Below are 555 nucleotides of genomic sequence, written 5' to 3'. Positions count from 1 at the left end.
TTGTTACATTGACTCTCGTGGTTAATCCAAACGTGACCGCCACAGAGACCATCACCATTTGCGAAGGCGCATTGCCATATTCCTGGAACAATCAATCGCTGAACGGTGCAGGCACCTATAATGCTACACTCCAAAATATCAATGGTTGTGATTCGGTTGTTACATTGACTCTCGTGGTTAATCCAAACGTAACCGCTACCGAGACTATCACCATCTGTGAAGCCGCATTGCCATATACCTGGAATGGTCAAACATTAACCGCCGCAGGCCCCGCCACGGCGACACTCCAAAATATCAATGGTTGTGATTCGGTCGTTACATTGACTCTCGTGGTTAATCCAAACGTGACCGCCACAGAGAGCATCACGATCTGCGAAGGCGCATTGCCCTACAGCTGGAACAACCAGTCACTTGCTACTGCGGGCACCTATAATGCTACCCTCCAAAATATCAATGGTTGTGATTCGGTCGTTACATTGACTCTCGTGGTTAATCCAAACGTGACCGCCACAGAGACCATCACCATCTGTGAAGGCGCATTGCCATATACCTGGA

1 protein-coding gene is annotated in these 555 nt (G+C 48.6%); it reads left to right on the top strand.

Going from position 1 to position 555, the window contains the following annotated elements:
- Nucleotides 1-555, top strand: a 555-nt coding sequence (locus P2W73_RS26405; protein WP_276505104.1) for a hypothetical protein, incomplete at both ends; no start/stop codon positions are given.

Source organism: Terrimonas pollutisoli (assembly GCF_029360765.1).
GTDB lineage: Bacteria > Bacteroidota > Bacteroidia > Chitinophagales > Chitinophagaceae > Terrimonas_B > Terrimonas_B pollutisoli.
This window is presented reverse-complemented; position numbering and strand designations above follow the sequence as displayed.